Below are 16,667 nucleotides of genomic sequence, written 5' to 3'. Positions count from 1 at the left end.
AACCTCAGTGAATGGCCGGGCTGTCTTGAAAGACTGCTGTGTGAGAAATTTTGGCGATCACAAAGGCGAGATCGGCTTGCGGACCTGAAGAGATGGCGTCGCGCAGATAGACGCTGCGCAAATCTGCCTCCAGCAGGGCGACCGCGGCGAGAACCCAAGGTCGGCGCACTGCGTCCGTAGTCGTGAGGGCAGCGGTCGCGTAGCCGAGACAGAAATAGATTTCTTCAGGTGTGATGCGCCCGGCCGCCAGCTCGGCAACGCGCGGCGCCACAGCGAAAAGCCGCTGAGATGCGTCAGAGATCAACGCGGGATCAAGGGAGCCGTAACCCACGGCGTGAACCAGGTGGTGAAGCGCCTGAGCGCACGAGATCAGCGCCGGCCCGGTCATTGCGGCGTCCAGGTGTTTGATCGTTTCGGAGAGGTGGCTGTTTCCATCGGCCATATCGCGATCACCCCCGGAAGACCGGTTGAGTGGCGGCCGGCATCTTGATTTCAAGGGCCAGCGGTTGCCTTTTCCTGCGACGAGCTTCGATATCTTCCCGATACTCTGCGGCGCGAAGCTGGAGGGTCAGAATGCGCGCCTTGCACCTGTCATCGGACTGTCGATCGCCCTCAAGGGCTCCGGCGTCGATGTCCCGCACCAGCCGGGCCGCTGCGAACATGCCCGCTTCCAAGTCCGCAATACTCATGTCGTTTCTGAGCGCAGAGATCGCCCCGCCAAGTCCTTCGTAAACGGCGGCGAGAAGATCATGCGTCGGGCCGGTGTCGGGTTGATAGTGCGCTTGCTTCGTCGCCAGCAGAAGGAGGCCGCCAAGACCCTGCCGCAGTTCATGCGACGGGTTGCCGAAGATGTCGCCTGCGTTCCTGAAATGCCCGGCGGCTTCTCTTGCCATTCGGTTTGCTACGGTAGGGTCCACGTCAGTATCCATCGCGAAGATCTCGTTATGGTCTGAATGTGGGCCGGAATGCCGAGCCGATATATACGGCCGGGGCGCGCTCTTTTTGGCGAGAAATTGGGACAGTAGCGGGCAGATCGTCATAGGGTCGCTGGATCAAGGCCGATCGCGGCGAAAAGCTCGCCGATGGACGGGTTGATTGACGTTCGCCCTTTTCGGGCGCGGACCCTGCGCGCTCGCCTCGCAAGAATTTACCAGCGCATCGAACATAGCAGGGATTGGCCGCCGAAGCCAGCTCGTCGAAGCGAATGGCGAGTCCAAAAGTTCCAGCACGGCGCAAATTCCTAGCGGGGGTGGATGCCCATTTTCGGCGGCGTTGGGCGACTATGCCGGAGGGGTGGTCCGGGGGCGGGGGCGGGGTCCGCCCCTTTTCGGGCCGGCGCGGCCGCCGCGGCCGCGGTCTATTGTTCATCTTATAACGCTGACCTGATGGCTGACATTGACGCCGCCAAAATAGGTGTTACATTAATGGCAACGAACGTAGACGAAAACGTAACAGCGTCTAAACCGGGCAGGAACGGCAATGGCAAACGGCAAGTTCATCGCTTACTATCGCGTCAGCACGGTCCGCCAGGGCGCAAGCGGCCTCGGTCTCGAAGCGCAGCAAGAAGCCGTCCGCGCCTACCTCAACGGCGGCAACTGGCAACTGGTCGCAGAGGTGACGGAAATCGAGAGCGGCAAGCGCAACGATCGCCCCAAGCTCGCCGAAGCCCTCCGGCTCTGCAAGTTGCACGGCGCGACGTTGATCATAGCAAAGCTCGACCGTCTGGCGCGCAACGTGGCTTTTATCAGCAATCTGATGGAAAGCGGTGTGGACTTTACGGCTGTGGACTTCCCGAAGGCGAACCGCCTCACGGTCCACATCCTCGCCGCTGTGGCAGAGCATGAGCGCGAAATGATCTCGCAACGCACGAAAGCTGCTCTCCAGGCCGCAAAGGCACGAGGCAAGTGTCTAGGGGGTGATCGTGGCAACTTCGCCGACGTTCGGGCGCGCGGTCCTGCCGTGAGCGTTGCCGTTCGCGCCAAGAAGGCGGATGAGCGCGCCGCACTGGTCGCGCCGATCATCCAAGAGCTACAGGCCTCCGGCGCATCGCTGCGCACCGTCGCGGCTGAATTGAATGCTCGCGGCATCCCGACGCCTCGCGGCGGTGAGTGGAGCGCAGTGCAGGTTAAGCGGGTTGCCGAGCGCGCCGCCTGACGCCTGAGAGGTCGATAGCCTGAAACGACAACGCCCCGGTCATGAACCGGGGCGCTTTGCTTGTCTGGATAGACAGATCAGGTGCCGATAGGCGCCAGGCTGGCGTTGTGTGCATCGCAGATGGTTTGTGCCTGCTCGGCAATGGCGAATGGCACCAAGGCTTCGATCAGAACGCGGTCTGTCGCTGACCCCGTCTCGGCAAGGTCGAGAGCGTCAAGGCCAAAGACATCTAGGCTCACCCCTGCGCGCCGTGCAAACAGCGCGTTGATCTCAACCGCAACTTCCACCGGAACGACACCGTCGATTACGAAATGACCGTCTGGCCCTCGCGGTGTGCCTACCATAACCGGGTCGTCCCAGCTCATTATTTCAAATATCGCGGCGCGGTTGTCAGGCACGTCGAGGCATTCGATAGAGGTGAAGTCATCTGCCATGCTCAGTTCCTCACTTAGGTCGTTGCTGATGACTACCAAGCTACAAAAAGGGTCACGCTAAGTCAATGATTTTATTTGTCTTTTTGATGTGTGTTTGTCCCGGGACGAACGATACAGAAGTCACGCGATCAATCGTAAAGCGCGACCTAGTCGAACGCATTGCCGTCGTCCGCGCCTCCTTCCATTTGGGCAAGCATGGCGTCCCGAGCCCTTTCTAACTTTGCCGATTGCGCGCGCAGCTCCGCCGCAGTCATTTCGTGAGGCTCCTTGTCTTGCTGGCTGCTGTCTCGATCGAAAAACCCTGCCGCCCTCAGCAAGCTGGTGCCGGCTGTGCTTTTGGCCGGGGCTGGCGCCTTGGGGTCTCGACAAACCGAGATGAGCGCGTCCACAGCAGCCTCTACGCCATCCGTTTGAACTCGATGCCTGGCTAGTTCCATCGTTTCCCTACGATCCTTAAAGCGGCTCATGAAAAAACTCCTCGGTCTTCATTGGATTGTTCCTGTTCAGCGAGGGCCAGCGAGCGGTATCGATCGCGCTCTGCCTCCAGATAGGCGGCTTGGGCCTGTAACTCTGCGATCTCTCGCGAGACTGGTCGCTCGGGCGCCTCGGCACTCGCCTTAAAGGCCACGGCCGCATTCTTAGCGGCGCGCGGCTTTGATCTTTCGATTTTCGATCCTGGGCGATGGTACTTTGCCCATTCATCATACTTCGCCCGTTCCTCGGGAGACATTTCTGCCAGGCGCCGCTCCTTGCGCCGGCGATTGCGCTCGTCCCGCTTCAATTTGGCATTGAGCTTCTTCTGCCAATCCTTCGCATCACCCTTCGGCCACTGCAATTTGTGCCACTGATCGCCTGAAGGGACCAAGCCGCCATGCCAGCGGCAACGGTTCTTTCCGGGCACTACAGGGGCCTGGCATGGCTCACCGTCAGTCCGACGTTTTGCCCCGCACCGCTGGAGAAACGGTCGGACATTCGCGTTGAACTCCGCAAGCGCCGCTCTGCCGGCTTGTGGAAGGCCGAAACGGCTCCAGGCTTGTTGTCGCTCGGTGCGCTTCTTAGGCATGCCTTCCCCCCATGTCCGGGAAGTGTGTCCTTGTATTATCGAGGCGTGGACGCATCCGACCAAGGGCGCCCCGATAGGTCGAGAAGCCTAGATGGACACTTTGTCTGGCCTCGCGACCCCAAGACCACAAGGGGCGGGGCGGCGCGCGCAAAGCGTCGCCTCCCCCGTAGGGGTGGACTTTGCGTGACGTACTTTGCGTATGCTGCAAACCCTGAGAATGCTGGACTTTGCGTAACTTTGCGTCACTTCGCGCGGCACCGGGACGCAGAGTACTCTGCATCAATAAAATCAAATAGTTAGCACGGGGCTTTGCGTGAGGCGCTAGGGACTTTGCGTGAATGGGTTGGCACTTTGCGCCTTGATTGTTGCTGAAGCTCATCCGAATACGCTCCCGTTTTCATCCGCCGACGTGGACAACTTGTCGGGAATGACGACGTAGCCCATGACTGCCCGACCGCCTCTGCGGTCGACTTGGTCTAACCGAATGGCGCCGCGGCCTTCCAATCGGTCGAGCGCATCTGATACCTCGGCAACGCTGAACGCAGCGAACCGATCGGCATATCGGGTTCGGAGCACCTTAACCGCGTTGTACTGGCTGTTGCTCGCGCGAGACATCGGAAGCTTCTCAGCGCTGTATTCTATAAGCGCGGAGACAACCGCACTCTCGACAGCATCGTTGATCGATGGCGGAACGATCGCTTTGCCGTCACGCAGGGCAGCCGGCATTGCGCCGGCGAGGACATCGAACGCGCCACGGTTCCAGCGCAGCTTCAGCCCGGCGCCCTTCGCCCCATAGTTCAGCTTCATGTTGGTGAGTTGCCGAATATCGCCGCTCTTCGCATTGCCCGGATACTGGAGATACAGGCGAGAACGGGAGGCGTTATTCCAGCCCGTTGAACCGGAGGTGCCGTCGCCCGAACTCTTGCCGGCAGCGGACGGGTGGCCGAGCGCGATGACAGAGCCGCCAATCGATCGGCCCAAGCCGCCAAGGAAGCGCTTCACGAAATCGTTGACCAGGACGCGATCGATTTCGGAGCCCGCGTAGATGTCAGCGATCGTGTCGAGGATCAGCACATCAGCATCGAAGGCAATCGCATCCTCGCGGATCTGGTGCCAGAATGCCGTCTTGGCGAGCACCTGGTTTTTGCGATCGTAGGTGGCGATGAAGTTGTCCTGAAAGTTCCTCGACACCAGACGCAAGTTTCCAAGTTCCGAGAGACTGACGCCGAGTGATCGATTGATATCGATCTGGCGACGGTGAAGCTCGGCCGCGCTGTCCTCGCAAAAGATGCACATGACGCGAGCCGGGCGTGTGATCTGGCCTATCCAACTCCGGCCCGTCGCCGCCGCCGTCGCGTACTGGTGCGCCAATAGCGTTTTGCCGATGCCGCCATCCCCGTAAAGCAATGTCACTTCGCCGCGCGGTATCCAGCCCTCAACCTCCCATTCGCGAGGGAGCGGCTCGACACCCTGCCAATCTCGGCTAGGGTCAATCCAGCCCAAGGGCGGCAAATTAGACGCGGCCTTCGGAGCGCGTTCGACCCGTTGATGCTCGGCGTGGAAGCCCTCGGCAATCAGTTCTTCGACCTTGGCGACAGACAACGCGCTGCCGCTCAAAGCAGCCCATCGATCCACCAGGCTCTTGAACGTGGCCGGATTGGTGATCCGCAGGGAAGCCAGCAGCCCGCCATTCGCGCGGATATCGTGAGCGTCCCACGATCCCGGCTCCCGTTTGCCGAAGCCTTGCCAATCGACAAACTCAAAGACATGGGCAATCTCCAGATCTGCCGCGTTGTAGCCCATGGCTTGAGCGACAGTGAGGGATGCGCTTTTCCAATCGGTTGAGCCCGCATAGGTGGGGAAATTGTCAGAGCCAAGCCGACGGCAAAGCCATGTGACGGCCTGCGCTGGAGTTGGGCGCCGGGCGCTATCCTCGGCGATGTCATAAACCTCGCCCTCTCCAGGCCGGTACTCCGGCGAGCCGCCGAAGCGAATTTCGCCGTCGTCGTCGATCGCGCCGAACTCGCAAATGAGGCTGACCGGGTTATGCGCCCGGCGCGTGCCCCAATCGTAGATGCCATCAGGGTAGATCGTAATATCTTCCTCAAGCTCACGGTCCAGATGGTCGGCGCCGATCCGAAGTTCGCTTTCATCGTTGCCGACGTTCAGGCCGAGCCCAAGAACGTCAGGGAGCCACTCCCTTCTGCGCCCTAAGGCCGCGCGCGTGATCGGGTCGCGCACCTTCGCCGAGACCGCGCCAGGCTTGCGGGAGGGTTTCTTGTCGACGGTGTAGCCGAGAGCTTCAGCCTTCTCCCTGATGCGGGCGAAGATCACCGAAACGCCCTGTTCATCGATCAGTGGGAGATCGGACAGATTGTGCTCGGTGAGCGTGTTCATCTGCGGGACGCCGCTCTGGTGCATGCCGCTGACAACGACTTGTTGGCCCGTTGCCAGGAATTCCAGTTGATGCCGATGGCCGTCGGCTTCAAAGAACATATCGTCCTTGTAAAGTTCGTCCTCGGTTCGGGCGAAATAGACGGCACTGGTCGAGTTGGATCGCTCACGGCGCGGCAAACCGCTCGGGGGCATCCCGAAGCACTCGGCCAAGACGTTGCGGATCTCAGCGGCAAGACGGCGGGCCTGCACATCGTGCGGCGCCGTTGACGACGGGTCCACCTTGATATCGCTATCGAAGGCCACAAGGCCAAAGCCCGTGCGAATGCCAATCCCGGTGCCGGCCGGCAAGGTCTTCCAGGTCCCCAGATCGATCGGCGGGGCCTTTGTCCAATTCCAGGCGTTGCGCCAGTTCGTGCCGTTCCACTCGCCCGGAACCTTGCCGTTCGCGGGGCGCAACTGCCCGCTGACGTTAGCGCCGCACGGGGTTAGTGGCAGCATCAGGTTACCATATCCGCGGGCGCTGAACGCTCTCGCCCGCTGATATGCGGGAAGGAGCTCCGGGGCCGCCTCCGTCAGGGATGAAAGCGAATTGTTTTCGGTGGGTTTCGGTGCTATGTTCACGACTGTATCCAAGCATTTAGACCGGTTCTTCGCATGCCCGCGAAGGCCGGTCGCTTCGTTTAGGGTTCGTTGCTGAAGGCCAGATAAATCGCGCTCGTCTTCACGCGCACGTGCGGGGCGATCGCCTCGACCCCATCAATGAACTTCACAAGGCTCGCCACGGTGACGACGACGGGGCCGCCCGCCTGAAGCTGCCGGCCGACTAGCCGGCCTTCGCCGATACGGTTCCGCACCCAATCTGGCGATCTCGCCATGATCTGAGCGACCTCGCGGATGCTGACAAAGGCTCTATCTTTCCACGGCACGTAGGTTTGGGCTGCTGACTCGGTCATCTCTTTTCTCCTTATTTCGGAGAAGGCAGACTGCGCGGGGCGGCCTCGCCAATAAACGAGATATGCCGCGAGGATTTCCGGCGAGCAGCCTCGGCAGCCCGTTCTTGCTCCAGGTCCGTGGCGATAATCCGCAGCTCATCGGCAACGACAAAGAGCGTGTCCCAAAGGAAGCGGCGAAGCTTCGGGCAGCCGCCTCGCGCGCGCACCGCTGCGGAGGCTTTGTGCAGCCAGGCTTTAAGGTTCTTCTCGACGCGGTCCTTCGTCGCCGGCTCGCCAAGGAATTGAGCTGCCTGCTTGGCTGCTGCCGATGTGGACGAGCCCTCGGTGAAGAATATGGAGAATGCGGCCGCATAGATGATGCGCGTGTTGTGATCGACTTGTGGTCTGCCGCGCTTCGGTTTGCCCTCGCCCTCCAGCAACGGCACCCAAACCGGCGCAATCTCTCCGCATGCTTGGTCAATCGCATACTCGACCAGCGACGGATCGCCGATCAGCATGACGCCCTGATGCTTCAGGTACTCGGTCGCGACGGCGCGGAGAACCTTTGCCTGCATGTCGTCCCATGCGTCTTGCTCATGAGGTGGTAGAGTGTCGAAGCGCCTTTGCGCGCGCTGGAATACGGTGTCGGCGGGCTTCATGCTAGCACCGTCAGCGCTTCACGTTCAGCCGCCTCGCTCTTGAGCGCGTCGATGTAGCGAACGAGGGTGGAGGTATCGATAAGCCGGCGTTGACCGATGCTCACGATACGAAGGGGGCCGTTCTTGGCTAGAACGTAGACTGTCGCGCGGCTGATCGAAAGAAGCTCTGCCACTTCGCGGACGTGAAGAAAGGGGCGTTCCGACCAATGGAACGAGCCCGGAACGGGTGCACTTGCCGTTTGCATAGCAATGTCCTTGCTCTTGCGAGAAGGGTACTCGCATTCAGTTGTTGTCCATCCAGCGATCTCCGGGGTGTTGAGCTTAGTCGTCTCAGTTAGGCAGTATGTTCGCCGTCATTGGCGGCTCTGGCATTCTCGCCATTGCGTCGGATCGATCAGGCGGCGGCCTCTTTCGTGAAAAACTCGATCAGGGCTTTCCGGCTGGCAACATAACGCTGCCCGACCTGACGGACCGGGGGCAGATGGCCGGCCTGGATCATGTGGTAGGTCTGCTGATATGTGCGCCCTATCTCGCGGCCGATGGGGCCGACGCCCCAGATCAGGTCGAGGTTCTCTTTCTGCTCTACCATCTCGCATGCTCCTTTGCTTGTGTGGCATCGGTGTGTCTATTGCATGTGTGTCATTAGTGCGGCATAGTTGTCAACCATTATGTGTGGCAAAGGTGTGGCATGGCAAGAGAAGACCTCCATTTTCGGCTCAGGATACCGGAGGAGCTGAAGAACAAGGTCGAAGAGGCCGCAGCTCGGAACTCGCGCAGCATGACGGCCGAGATGGTCGACCGGCTCGAATTGAGCTTCAACGAGGGCAGTCGTCAGGACTATGCCCGGCGTATTGATCTGTTGCTCGACAACGAAGCCCGGATGAAAGATCACTTCAGGGACGCCCTGAACGCCCTCGCGAAAGGTGACGCAGAGAAGGCGCAACAGATCCTTACACCACTGGCTTGGTATGACCGGCAGGCTGCCGAAGAAAACGGCAACGGTGCAGACTGATGTCAGTCCGCAAGCGGGAATGGGTCACACCAAAGGGCGAGGCAAAATCCGCCTGGGTGGTCGATTACTTCGACACGGCCGGCAAGCGTCGTCTGAAAACGTTCCGACTGAAAAAGGAAGCTGATAGCTTTGCTGCTACAGCCTCTGTAGAGGTCAGAGAAGGCGTCCATGTTGCCGACAGCGCAAGCGTGACGATCGAAGCGGCCGGCAAGCTGTGGCTTTCTACGGCGCGCTCTGACGGCTTGGAGCGAGCCACCGTGGAAGACTACGAGCGTCACGTCCGTTTGCACATCAATCCTCACATTGGTGCAATGAAGCTGCCGGCGCTGACGATCGCGAAGGTGCGTGCCTTTGAGGACCAGCTGCGGGAAGCCGATCGCTCGCCGGCCATGATCAAAAAGGTTCTCGTGAGCCTTGGGACCTTGATTGCCGATGCGCAGGAACGGGGCCTCGTGGCGCGCAATGTCGTGCGTGACATGAAGGCCAAGCGCGGGTCCGGCGACAAGCGGCAGGAGAAGCGTCAGAAGGGGCGTTTGAAGGTTGGGGTGGATATCCCGAGACGCGATGAGGTTAAGGCGCTCCTGGCCGTGCTTAAAGGCCGCTGGCGCCCCTTGTTCCTTGTCGCCATCTTCTGTGGTCTGCGCGCGTCGGAATTGCGCGGCTTACGGTGGAAGGATGTTGATCTAGATAAAGGGCAGATCAAGGTTCACCAGCGCGCTGACCGATACAATGATATCGGCAAGCCGAAATCCCTCTCAGGGGAGCGCACGGTGCCGGCGCCGCCGATGGTCATCAACTCCTTACGCGAATGGAAGCTCGCGTGCCCAAAGCGCCCAACTGGCAAGAAGGACGGAAACGGGGAGGCGATCGCCGTGCTCGACCTCGTGTTTCCGAACGGCCTCGGGAAGGTTGAGCAGCTGAATAACATCCTGCGTCGCGGTCTTCAGCCAGCGTGGATTTCAGCTGGCGTGACGGTTGATACCGGTGAGGTCGATAAGCGAGGCAAGCCTGTGCTGGCGGCAAAGTACGGCGGTATGCATGCCCTGCGGCACTTCTACGCCTCCTGGTGCATCAACCGCAAAGAGGACGGTGGCCTCGGTTTGCCCCCGAAGATCGTTCAGGAGCGCATGGGCCATTCGACAATTGCGCTGACGATGGACCGCTATAGCCACCTGTTCCCCAAGGCCGACGACGCCGATGAAATGGCCGCGGCGGAGCGCGCGTTTCTCGCCTGACTGCGACATGAGCGCGACATGGAGCGCTCAGTCGCCTGAGAATACGGGGATTGGAGCGGTTTCCTAATCTGGGGGTCCCGCGTTCGAATCGCGGCGGGATCACCATTTCCCGAAAGATCAGACGTCTTCCTTTTCACGCTCCGGCGTGACGACGCGTGGCTTGGGGCGTATGGCGGGCACGATGGAGGGTTTGGCGACGACCGTCTTCGGCTGCGGGGCCTTCATGCCGAGCATGTTGCGGATGCGGTCGGAGACCAGCGGACGGAACCGGCTGGCGCGGAAGGGCATGTCGACGGCGCCGTAGCCCTCCGGGCCATCATCCTTGCCGCGGTACAGTTCCATCAGCTTGATGCCGTAGAAGTCGCCATCGACATAGTGCCTGTAGTGGCCGGCCCAGCGCACCGTATAGACCTGCCCCTTGCGGATGCCCTGATCGATCGAGACGTTCTTGAAGCGGTCGTTGATGCAGACGACTTTCTGTCCGACCTGGAACGTGGGCATGGCGCTCTTCCTTCCGTCCGTCAGCCGGTCTTGCGGCAGATGACGCCGGGGGCGTTTTCGCCCTTCGTCAGGTCGTAGAGCGTCGCTTCGTCGCCCTTCGTCCACCATTCGAACTGGCCGCCGGCATATTTCGCGCCCGACGCCGCCATCACGTTGGATGCGATGAACGTTTCCTCGCCGCGGCGGATCACGGCCAGTGAATTGTCGCCGACATTGATATATTCCACGACGATCCGCAGGTCGTCGTCACACTGGTAGCTGATGGTCTCGCGCGCCACGCTCTGCTCCGGTCCGGGCAGGCGGATGACGATGTCGGTGTTGTTCTTCATCGCAGCGAGGCGAATCGCCGGCGCGCCTTCCTTGGCGGTGAGGTGCAGGATGCCGTTTTCGAGCTTCCACGACGTGACGGTGCCAAGCGCGTCGAAGAATTTCTGCTCCTGATCCATGATGGCGGGCGCGCACATCTTGCGGGTGGCTGCGGCCGGCGCGAAGGCGATGTTGCCGTTCTGCACCTTCAGCTTGCCGCGATAGGTGTTACAGCCGCCATTGCCGCCATAGGAGCCGTCCGGCTTGATCTCCAGCGTCGTCTGGAGATTGTCGATCACGCCGTTGCCGGCGATGTCCTCGGCGAGCCACGTTCCACCGAGACCACCGGGGACCGGCTCGTCGGCACAGGCCGGAGCTGCCGCCAGAATGGCAAGGCAAGCGAGGGTCCATACTCTCAGGCGTCGGTGCACAGGTTTCTCCAATCGCGTCCAGGGCGGCAGACCGTTTGCGGGGACGTTATGGCCGTCCGGGCGAAAAGGTCAAGCGGCGGGTGTCATAAGTCCGCCCAAGCCTTTGCTTTACAGCATTTCCATGACTTGTTGCAGGCGTCTTTCGCCTGTAGAGCCTCTTCTGACAAGAAGAAAACTGCGGATCCCCCTCATGGCTCTCGACGCGCGGCAAAAGCGACGCATCACCATTCTCGGCTCTACCGGCTCGATTGGCACCAGCACGCTGGACGTGCTGCGGCAGCTCGGCGGCCGCGACCGTTTCGACGTTCTGGCCGTCACCGGCAACGGCAATGTCGACCTGCTTGCCGCGCAGGCCAGGGAATGCGGGGCGCGGCTGGCCGTGACGGCCGACGAGAACCGCTACGGCGCGCTCAAGGATGCGCTTGCCGGCAGCGGGATTGCGGTTGCGGCCGGGCGCACGGCGCTTCTGGAGGCGGCGTCGGGCGATGCGGACTGGGTGATGGCGGCGATCGTCGGCACGGCGGGCCTTGCGCCGACACTGGCTGCGGCAAAGCGCGGCGCCGATATCGCGCTCGCCAACAAGGAGTGCCTCGTTTCGGCGGGCGACCTCTTCGTTCAGGCCGTCTCGGCGGGCGGCGGGCGGCTCATCCCCGTCGACAGCGAACACAGCGCGATCTTCCAGGCGCTGGAGGACGACCAGCGCCATGCGGTGGAGCGCATCGTGCTGACGGCCTCCGGCGGCCCGTTCCGCACCTGGAGCCGCGAGCAGATGGCGGGTGTCACGGCCGATATCGCGCGCGCGCATCCCAACTGGTCCATGGGTCTCAAGATTTCCATCGGCAGCGCGTCCATGTTCAACAAGGCGCTGGAGATGATCGAGGCGAAACATCTCTTCGATGTGCGGCCGGAGCAGATCGAGGTGGTGGTGCATCCGCAATCGATCATTCATTCGATGGTGGGTTATGTCGACGGATCGGTGCTGGCGCAGCTCGGTGCGCCCGACATGCGCACGGCAATCGGCTATGCGCTGACCTATCCGCAGCGCTCACCGCTCGATGTCGAGCGGCTGGATTTTGCCAGGCTGTCCCGCCTCGATTTCGAAGCGCCTGACGAGACGCGGTTTCCGGCGCTTAGGCTGGCGCGCACGGCGCTCACGCGTGGCGGGCTTCAGGGCGCGATCATGAATGCGGCGGAGGAGGTGGCGTTCCACGCCTTCGTCGGCGGTCGCATCGGCTTCCTGTCGATGGCCGACATCGCCGAGCAGGTGATGGACAAGCTGGCGCATCTTCCGCCGGCGTCGTCCATGGACGATGTCTTTGCCGCAGACGAAGAAGCCCGGCAGGTGGCTGCCGGGCTCATCCGATAAATCTGGGTCGCCTTTATCAGGCGACGGCGCGGGCCAGCGCGCAACGCGACCACAGCGAATGCAGCGCGCCGACGAGGTGCTCGATATCGGCATCCGTGTGCAGCGGCGTCGGCGTGATGCGTAGGCGTTCCGTCTTGCGCGGCACGGTCGGGTAGTTGATCGGCTGGACATAGATGCCGAAATTGTCGAGCAGCAGGTCCGAAATCCATTTGCACTTGGACGCATCGCCCACCATCACGGGCACGATATGGCTCGGATTGGGCATGTGCGGAATGCCGGCGCGATCGAGCGCGGCGCGCAGCTTGCGAACGCGGTCCTGATGGCCGAAACGTTCGATCTGGCTTTCCTTGAGGTGGCGGATCGAGGCGAGCGCACCGGCGGCGAGCGACGGCGGCAGCGACGTGGTGAAGATGAAGCCGGACGCGAAGGAGCGTACGAAATCGCACAGTGCGGTCGAGGCGGCGATATAGCCGCCCATCACGCCGAAGGCCTTGGCAAGCGTACCCTCGATGACGGTGAGGCGATCCATCAGGCCGTCGCGTTCGGCAATGCCGCCGCCGCGCGGGCCGTACATGCCGACGGCATGCACTTCGTCGAGATAGGTCATCGCGCCGTACTTATCGGCGAGGTCGCAGATTTCCTTGATCGGCGCGATGTCGCCATCCATCGAGTAGACGGATTCGAAGGCGATCAGCTTCGGCGCCTTCGGGTCGGCCGCCGCAAGCTTGGCTTCGAGGTCCTTCAGGTCATTGTGCTTCCAGATCACGCGCTCGCACTTGGAGTGGCGAATGCCCTCGATCATCGACGCGTGGTTCCCGGCATCGGAGAAACAGATGAGGCCGGGGATCTTGGAACAGAGCGTTCCGAGGGCGGCCCAGTTGGACACGTAACCCGAGGTGAAGAGCAGGGCCGCTTCCTTGCCATGCAGGTCGGCGAGTTCATGTTCGAGCAGCACATGATAGTGGTTGGTGCCGGAGATGTTGCGGGTGCCGCCGGCACCGGCGCCACACTGGTCGATGGCGAGCTTCATCGCCTCGGTCACCTTCGGGTGCTGGCCCATGCCGAGATAATCGTTGGAACACCAGACGGTGACATCCGTCGGGCCTTCGGCCGTATAGCGGGTGGCCTTCGGAAAGCTGCCCTTCTGGCGCTCGAGGTCGGCGAAGACGCGGTAGCGGCCTTCCTGATGCAGGCTGTCCAGCTCGTTCTTGAAGAAAGTCTCGAAGTCCATCCAGAGTCTCCAGCCCGGCATCGTCCCGGGCATTATCGTCATTGACGGTCGTTCATCCGGCTATACCAGGCGCCGTTGCGCTGCAGCGCATTCCGCTGCGGCAAATCGGCGCCACCTTTGAACCATTCCAATGTATGTTAGGTCCCCAAAGGCCACTTCCTGTTGATGCATGTCAAGTCTGCACGAAAAAAGGAACGGGCTGAACCCTTTGTTTCATCGAACCAGTTTCAGCTTTTTCATCGCAATGCGGCGGTGGCCGAACGAGGGCGTAATAAACGGAATCGCAGGCATATTTATTCGGAGTCTAAAAAAATAGTTCGCCACCATAGACTTCCCCGTTTCGCGGTATATTTTCGTCTCTGAACAGACATGCCCGTCGTGAGGCGGGCGCGTATGTTGGCTCAACAGAAGGGGATAGTTCGGACCTGGAAAACCGGGACGCAACTCAACTTTGGAGAACACCTTCATGAAGAAAGTCATTGCGCTCGTCCTGGTCGGCCTTGCTGTCGCCAGCTGCACGCAGACGGAAAAGGGGGCGGGTATCGGCGCCGTCTCCGGCGCGATCATCGGTGGCGCCGTAACCGGTAACGTCCGCGGTGCTGCCGTCGGCGCGGCCATCGGTGGCGTTTCCGGCGCTGTCATCGGCAGCGTGTCCGAGCAGCCCGGTCAGTGCTACTACCGTGACCGTTACGGCCGCCGTTACATCGACCGTTGCCCGTCCGGTTACTGATATCAGACCGATGCAACTTTTGCGAAGCCCCGGGCATCCCCCGGGGCTTTTGCTTGTCCGGAAAAGGCACAAAATCACGTTCTGCGCTTCAAATCCGCGGTGCCTGCGTGTAGAACCGGCGTTAACATTACGGAAAACCTAACGCGTTAGGGTCTTTTCTTGCCTAAATGCTCCGAATGAATCGGAGCGCGCCTGGTCTGTGTCGGAAGCTGATGCGCATGCCGCACTTCGAGGAAAAGGCGACGGATAGCTGCGGATGCGGGATAAAGTGAACCGGCCGGAAAAGAGTTTTGCGTTTCTGAAGGCTGGCACCGCACTCGCGGTCGCTGCGGCGCTGGCCTGCGCGCCCGTTTCCGTCCGTCCTGCCATGGCGTTCAAGCTTTTCGGGATGAAGTTCTTCGAAAGTGACGAAGAGACTGCGGCCGTCATCGATCCCGTCAATTATACGCTGACGCTCGATCCGGGCACGGATGACAGCGATCTCAAGGAAGCCATCGAGAACACGACGCGGCTCAAGCAGGACGAGGGCCAGCCGGTGTCCGGCGACCTTGGCCTCGTCATCAAGGCGCGCGACGACCGTGACCGCATCCTCGCCGCCCTCTACGAGAACGCCCGCTATGGCGGCGTGGTGAATGTCACCGTCAACGGGCAGGATCTCGATTCGCTGCCGCCCAACCCTGAGTTCAATGACCGCGCCGCCATTCCGGTGACGATCCGTGTCGATCCGGGGCCCGTCTTCACATTCGGCGATGTCGCCTTTTCCGGCGATGCCGACAGGTTCAATCCGGCGGATTACGGCCTCGTGGCCGGTGCGCGTGCGGATTCCACCGTCATCCTGAAGGCCGGCGAGAAGGTCGTCGTCGATCTCAAGGCCGAGGGCCGGCCGCTGGCCAAGCTTGTCGAGCGCAATGCGACCGCCGATCACAAGACCCGCACGGTGGATGTTGTTATTGCGGCCGAAGGCGGTCCGGTCGCACCGGTCGGCGAGGTGGGCGTAACGGGCACGAAGACGGTCGATGCGGGCTTCGTGCAGCGCTATTCGCGCATCAATGCCGGCCAGCCCTATTCGCCCGAGGCGCTCAACAAGGCTGCAGAGCGGCTGCGCACGCTCGGTGTTTTCTCCAGCGTGACGATCCGCGAGGCCAGCCAGCTCGCGCCGGATGGTTCGCTGCCAATGACCATCGAGGTCTCCGAAGGCAAGCACCGCTATTTCGGCGTCGGTGCGCAATATTCGAATACGGACGGTTTCGGCCTGCAGGGGTACTGGGGGCATCGCAACCTGTTCGGCCAGGCGGAATCGCTGCGTATTGAGGGGTCGGTCAATCGCATCGGCGAGTCCGACATCGGCGATCTCGACTACTCGACGGCCATCCTCTTTTCCAAGCCCGGGGCCTTCGGCCCGGCAACGACCTTCAACGCCAGCCTCAAGGCGTCGATCGTCGATCCCGACGCCTACAAGGCCTTCACCACGACGGCGGCGGCGGGGGTGAGCGTCGAGCTTTCCGACCGGGATACGGTGAGCGCCGGCGGCGAGGTGGCGTGGAGCAATATCGAGGACGTGTTCGGCAAGAACAAGTATCTGACGGTGAGCCTGCCGATCGAGTATGTGCGCGATACCCGCAACGACAAGCTGAACCCGACGGAAGGCTACCGCTTCCTGATCAATGCGAAGCCGAGCTACGAGACCTATAACAAAACGTTCTTCTCCAGTTTCGAAGGCGCCATCACCGGTTATCAGGCGCTGGGCGCGGAGGAGCGCTTCGTGCTGGCCGGCAAGCTTTCCGCGGGCACGATCATCGGCGGCAACGAGCTTGCGGATATCCCGGCGACGCGCCGCTTCTTCCTGGGCGGCGGCGGCACGGTGCGCGGCTACGGCTATCAGGAGATTTCGCCGCGCAATGCCGACAACAAGCTGCTCGGCGGGCGCTCCTATGTGGCGGGCTCGGCGGAGGTGCGCATCGGCGTTACCGAAACCATCGGCGTCGTGCCGTTCATCGATGTCGGCACCGTCTCGACGGACGAGGTTCCCGATTTCAAGGATATCCGCGCCGGTGCCGGTATCGGCCTGCGCTACGCGACGCCGTTCGGGCCGCTCCGGCTCGATGTCGCGGTGCCGCTCAAGAAATATGAGGGCGGAACGTCCTTCGGGGTCTACGCCGGCATCGGCCAGTCGTTCTGACTGGCGCCGCAATTTTCCGCTAGGCTCTTGATCCCGC

The 16,667-nt window shown here is 61.6% G+C and carries 19 protein-coding genes; 6 read left to right on the top strand and 13 right to left on the bottom strand.

The genetic code is table 11. From position 1 onward, the window contains the following. Positions 1 to 4: 4 nt before the first annotated feature. Together B5M41_RS17800 and B5M41_RS17795 are read right to left on the bottom strand one after the other, a co-directional pair. Positions 5 to 442, bottom strand: a complete 438-nt coding sequence (locus B5M41_RS17800) for a hypothetical protein (RefSeq protein WP_134651353.1) — start codon at positions 440 to 442, stop codon at positions 5 to 7. A gap of 7 nt (positions 443 to 449) precedes the next feature. Then, positions 450 to 893, bottom strand: coding sequence for a hypothetical protein (locus tag B5M41_RS17795; protein WP_134651355.1), 444 nt, complete (start codon positions 891 to 893; stop codon positions 450 to 452). Between the two features lie 586 nt (positions 894 to 1,479). Here B5M41_RS17795 and B5M41_RS17790 point away from each other — a divergent pair. Further along, positions 1,480 to 2,154, top strand: a complete 675-nt coding sequence (locus B5M41_RS17790; RefSeq protein WP_134651357.1) for a recombinase family protein — start codon at positions 1,480 to 1,482, stop codon at positions 2,152 to 2,154. Positions 2,155 to 2,231: 77 nt separating this feature from the next. Here B5M41_RS17790 and B5M41_RS17785 read toward each other — a convergent pair whose 3' ends face one another. From B5M41_RS17785 to B5M41_RS17750, 8 genes are all read right to left on the bottom strand, one after another. Beyond that, a complete protein-coding gene (locus tag B5M41_RS17785; RefSeq protein WP_134651359.1) occupies positions 2,232 to 2,588 on the bottom strand; it encodes a hypothetical protein in 357 nt (118 codons plus the stop codon). A gap of 146 nt (positions 2,589 to 2,734) precedes the next feature. Further along, positions 2,735 to 3,055 carry a hypothetical protein gene (locus B5M41_RS17780; protein ID WP_167719366.1) on the bottom strand — a complete coding sequence of 107 codons (321 nt, stop codon included), beginning with the start codon at positions 3,053 to 3,055 and terminating at the stop codon, positions 2,735 to 2,737. Continuing rightward, positions 3,052 to 3,651, bottom strand: a complete 600-nt coding sequence (locus B5M41_RS17775) for an HGGxSTG domain-containing protein (protein ID WP_134651361.1) — start codon at positions 3,649 to 3,651, stop codon at positions 3,052 to 3,054. Before B5M41_RS17775 ends, B5M41_RS17780 begins: the two co-directional genes overlap by 4 nt. Positions 3,652 to 4,026: 375 nt before the next feature. Next, a complete protein-coding gene (locus B5M41_RS27040) occupies positions 4,027 to 6,669 on the bottom strand; it encodes an AAA family ATPase (RefSeq protein WP_134651363.1) in 2,643 nt (880 codons plus the stop codon). Positions 6,670 to 6,728: 59 nt separating this feature from the next. Beyond that, entirely contained in the window at positions 6,729 to 7,001 is a 273-nt protein-coding gene (locus tag B5M41_RS17765) for a hypothetical protein (protein WP_134651365.1), read from the bottom strand. Positions 7,002 to 7,012: 11 nt separating this feature from the next. Continuing rightward, positions 7,013 to 7,639 carry a hypothetical protein gene (locus B5M41_RS17760; RefSeq protein ID WP_134651367.1) on the bottom strand — a complete coding sequence of 209 codons (627 nt, stop codon included), beginning with the start codon at positions 7,637 to 7,639 and terminating at the stop codon, positions 7,013 to 7,015. Further along, on the bottom strand, positions 7,636 to 7,884 hold the full coding sequence (locus B5M41_RS17755; RefSeq protein WP_134651369.1) for a helix-turn-helix domain-containing protein: 249 nt from the start codon (positions 7,882 to 7,884) through the stop codon (positions 7,636 to 7,638). Before B5M41_RS17755 ends, B5M41_RS17760 begins: the two co-directional genes overlap by 4 nt. Positions 7,885 to 8,033: 149 nt before the next feature. Continuing rightward, entirely contained in the window at positions 8,034 to 8,228 is a 195-nt protein-coding gene (locus B5M41_RS17750) for a hypothetical protein (protein WP_134651371.1), read from the bottom strand. A 99-nt stretch (positions 8,229 to 8,327) separates the two neighbouring features. On the opposite strand from B5M41_RS17750, the gene B5M41_RS17745 reads away from it, so the two are divergent. Both B5M41_RS17745 and B5M41_RS17740 read left to right on the top strand, forming a co-directional pair. Then, complete coding sequence (locus B5M41_RS17745) at positions 8,328 to 8,651, top strand: Arc family DNA-binding protein (RefSeq protein WP_134651373.1); 324 nt, start codon at positions 8,328 to 8,330, stop codon at positions 8,649 to 8,651. Further along, the gene (locus tag B5M41_RS17740; protein WP_134651375.1) at positions 8,651 to 9,886 is read left to right on the top strand and encodes a tyrosine-type recombinase/integrase; all 1,236 of its coding nucleotides are present in this window, start codon (positions 8,651 to 8,653) and stop codon (positions 9,884 to 9,886) included. Before B5M41_RS17745 ends, B5M41_RS17740 begins: the two co-directional genes overlap by 1 nt. A gap of 117 nt (positions 9,887 to 10,003) precedes the next feature. Here the strand turns inward: B5M41_RS17740 and B5M41_RS17735 are convergent, their stop codons facing one another. Beyond that, positions 10,004 to 10,387 carry a CAP-Gly domain protein gene (locus tag B5M41_RS17735; RefSeq protein WP_134651377.1) on the bottom strand — a complete coding sequence of 128 codons (384 nt, stop codon included), beginning with the start codon at positions 10,385 to 10,387 and terminating at the stop codon, positions 10,004 to 10,006. Positions 10,388 to 10,407: 20 nt separating this feature from the next. Continuing rightward, a complete protein-coding gene (locus B5M41_RS17730) occupies positions 10,408 to 11,124 on the bottom strand; it encodes an META domain-containing protein (protein ID WP_134651379.1) in 717 nt (238 codons plus the stop codon). Positions 11,125 to 11,314: 190 nt separating this feature from the next. Here B5M41_RS17730 and dxr point away from each other — a divergent pair, with 190 nt between their 5' ends. Next, a complete protein-coding gene (dxr, locus tag B5M41_RS17725; RefSeq protein ID WP_134651381.1) occupies positions 11,315 to 12,490 on the top strand; it encodes a 1-deoxy-D-xylulose-5-phosphate reductoisomerase in 1,176 nt (391 codons plus the stop codon). 16 nt (positions 12,491 to 12,506) lie between these two features. Here the strand turns inward: dxr and hemA are convergent, their stop codons facing one another. After that, positions 12,507 to 13,721 (bottom strand): 5-aminolevulinate synthase, encoded by a 1,215-nt coding sequence (hemA, locus tag B5M41_RS17720; RefSeq protein ID WP_134651383.1) that lies wholly within the window; start codon positions 13,719 to 13,721, stop codon positions 12,507 to 12,509. 466 nt (positions 13,722 to 14,187) lie between these two features. Here hemA and B5M41_RS17715 point away from each other — a divergent pair, with 466 nt between their 5' ends. Continuing rightward, positions 14,188 to 14,451, top strand: a complete 264-nt coding sequence (locus tag B5M41_RS17715) for a YMGG-like glycine zipper-containing protein (protein ID WP_064331830.1) — start codon at positions 14,188 to 14,190, stop codon at positions 14,449 to 14,451. A 256-nt stretch (positions 14,452 to 14,707) separates the two neighbouring features. Then, the gene (locus B5M41_RS17710; RefSeq protein ID WP_134651385.1) at positions 14,708 to 16,630 is read left to right on the top strand and encodes an autotransporter assembly complex protein TamA; all 1,923 of its coding nucleotides are present in this window, start codon (positions 14,708 to 14,710) and stop codon (positions 16,628 to 16,630) included. Positions 16,631 to 16,667: the final 37 nt, after the last annotated feature.

It is taken from the genome of Shinella sumterensis (assembly GCF_004514425.2).
GTDB lineage: Bacteria > Pseudomonadota > Alphaproteobacteria > Rhizobiales > Rhizobiaceae > Shinella > Shinella sumterensis.
Note: the sequence above shows the minus strand (reverse complement) of the source record. Positions and strands in the feature narration are given on the sequence as shown.

Excerpts from the sequence above, each read along its gene's own strand:
- B5M41_RS17800 (WP_134651353.1), bottom strand. The coding sequence starts at position 442 with ATGGCCGATGGAAACAGCCACCTCTCCGAAACGATCAAACACCTGGAC.
- B5M41_RS17795 (WP_134651355.1), bottom strand. The coding sequence starts at position 893 with ATGGCAAGAGAAGCCGCCGGGCATTTCAGGAACGCAGGCGACATCTTC.
- B5M41_RS17790 (WP_134651357.1), top strand. The coding sequence starts at position 1,480 with ATGGCAAACGGCAAGTTCATCGCTTACTATCGCGTCAGCACGGTCCGC.
- B5M41_RS17785 (WP_134651359.1), bottom strand. The coding sequence starts at position 2,588 with ATGGCAGATGACTTCACCTCTATCGAATGCCTCGACGTGCCTGACAAC.
- B5M41_RS17780 (WP_167719366.1), bottom strand. The coding sequence starts at position 3,055 with ATGAGCCGCTTTAAGGATCGTAGGGAAACGATGGAACTAGCCAGGCAT.
- B5M41_RS17775 (WP_134651361.1), bottom strand. The coding sequence starts at position 3,651 with ATGCCTAAGAAGCGCACCGAGCGACAACAAGCCTGGAGCCGTTTCGGC.
- B5M41_RS17765 (WP_134651365.1), bottom strand. The coding sequence starts at position 7,001 with ATGACCGAGTCAGCAGCCCAAACCTACGTGCCGTGGAAAGATAGAGCC.
- B5M41_RS17760 (WP_134651367.1), bottom strand. The coding sequence starts at position 7,639 with ATGAAGCCCGCCGACACCGTATTCCAGCGCGCGCAAAGGCGCTTCGAC.
- B5M41_RS17755 (WP_134651369.1), bottom strand. The coding sequence starts at position 7,884 with ATGCAAACGGCAAGTGCACCCGTTCCGGGCTCGTTCCATTGGTCGGAA.
- B5M41_RS17750 (WP_134651371.1), bottom strand. The coding sequence starts at position 8,228 with ATGGTAGAGCAGAAAGAGAACCTCGACCTGATCTGGGGCGTCGGCCCC.
- B5M41_RS17745 (WP_134651373.1), top strand. The coding sequence starts at position 8,328 with ATGGCAAGAGAAGACCTCCATTTTCGGCTCAGGATACCGGAGGAGCTG.
- B5M41_RS17740 (WP_134651375.1), top strand. The coding sequence starts at position 8,651 with ATGTCAGTCCGCAAGCGGGAATGGGTCACACCAAAGGGCGAGGCAAAA.
- B5M41_RS17735 (WP_134651377.1), bottom strand. The coding sequence starts at position 10,387 with ATGCCCACGTTCCAGGTCGGACAGAAAGTCGTCTGCATCAACGACCGC.
- dxr (WP_134651381.1), top strand. The coding sequence starts at position 11,315 with ATGGCTCTCGACGCGCGGCAAAAGCGACGCATCACCATTCTCGGCTCT.
- hemA (WP_134651383.1), bottom strand. The coding sequence starts at position 13,721 with ATGGACTTCGAGACTTTCTTCAAGAACGAGCTGGACAGCCTGCATCAG.
- B5M41_RS17715 (WP_064331830.1), top strand. The coding sequence starts at position 14,188 with ATGAAGAAAGTCATTGCGCTCGTCCTGGTCGGCCTTGCTGTCGCCAGC.
- B5M41_RS17710 (WP_134651385.1), top strand. The coding sequence starts at position 14,708 with ATGCGGGATAAAGTGAACCGGCCGGAAAAGAGTTTTGCGTTTCTGAAG.